Origin of the sequence: Enterobacter cloacae complex sp. GF14B (assembly GCF_004136805.1) — a bacterium.
Taxonomy (GTDB): Bacteria; Pseudomonadota; Gammaproteobacteria; order Enterobacterales; family Enterobacteriaceae; genus Enterobacter; species Enterobacter hormaechei_C.
The window spans coordinates 1-1081 of sequence record NZ_QFRV01000320.1 but is presented as its reverse complement, the minus strand read 5'-3'; the positions used below and the strand labels follow the sequence as shown (position 1 = coordinate 1081).

Annotated in this window: 3 protein-coding genes; all 3 read right to left on the bottom strand. The window is 58.6% G+C overall.

Features of this window, described 5'->3' with window-relative positions:
• On the bottom strand, positions 1–243 hold a 243-nt coding region (locus DD606_RS25455; RefSeq protein WP_129259513.1), incomplete at its 3' end, for a response regulator.
• 82 nt (positions 244–325) lie between these two features.
• Positions 326–613: an acetolactate synthase small subunit gene (gene ilvN / locus DD606_RS25450; protein WP_028014960.1), complete on the bottom strand. Its 288-nt coding sequence runs from the start codon at positions 611–613 to the stop codon at positions 326–328.
• A 3-nt stretch (positions 614–616) separates the two neighbouring features.
• Positions 617–1081: thiamine pyrophosphate-dependent enzyme (locus DD606_RS25445; protein ID WP_255573133.1), on the bottom strand; the 465-nt coding region annotated here is incomplete at its 5' end.

Genomic DNA, 1081 nt, shown 5'->3' with positions numbered 1-1081 from the left:
GTGGACCGAGAGCATAATGGTCGCCATTCCTTTCGGCAGCTGGCTTAACAGCTCAAGCCCGGAGAGATCCGGCATTGAGATATCGCAGATACAGACCTGCACCCCGCGCCCCGGCAGGCCCGCCAGCGCCTCGCGACCGGAGCCAAACTCGGCCACGACCTGGAAATCCGGTTCGAGGTTGAGAAGCTGGGCAAAGCCAGAGCGGACGATAAGGTGGTCGTCAATAAGGGCGATGGTGGTCATGTGTGTTCCTGCGGTCTGAAAAAGCCGGATGGCGCTGCGCTTATCCGGCCTACAAGAGCGAAAGACGCTTACCTTAAGCGATCTATTCGAAGAACACCGCAATTTTGTTAAACATGGTGGGATCGGACTGGTTGCGCGCCACTTTGGTGACGTCTTCCAGCTTGTCGATCTGCGCTATCATCTGCTCCAGACGCTGGTCGTCGTTGACCAGTAGCCAGATGCGGCTGTGCTCGCTGCCCTGAATCGGCAGGCAGAGAATGCCTTCCACGTTAAATGCCCGGCGGGCAAACAGCCCGCAGACGTGGGTCATGACGCCAGGGTGGTTGCGGACGGTGAGTTCCAGAATGACGTTATCATGTTGTTTCTGCATGGCTTATTCTCCCACCATCTCAGTATTTGCCGCACCCGGCGGCACCATCGGATACACTTTTTGTTCAGGGTCGATACGCACGTGGATCAGCGCCGGTCCTGGGCGAGAAATCGCCGCCTGCAGCGCCGCGTGGGCATCTTCTTCGGCGTTCAGATCGCAGGTGTGCAGGCCAAAACCAGCGGCAATCTGCATGAAGTTGATCATCCCCGGATAGGTCGCCGCAAACACGCCCTGCTTATAGAACAGGCTCTGCTGCTGGTGTACCAGACCCAGCGCCTCGTTGTTCATCAGAATGATTTTGACGTCTAACTGGTTTTCGGCCGCCGTCGCCATCTCCTGAATATTCATCATCAGGCTGCCGTCACCGGAGAAGCAGATCACCTTACGGTCCGGGTTGGCGAGCGCCGCGCCAACCGCTGCTGGCAGGCCGAAGCCCATGGTGCCAAGGCCGCCGGAGGTCAGCCACTG

What these genes read in the sequence shown, in the direction of transcription:
- ilvN (WP_028014960.1), bottom strand. Translation starts at nt 613, where the DNA reads ATGCAGAAACAACATGATAACGTCATTCTGGAACTCACCGTCCGCAAC.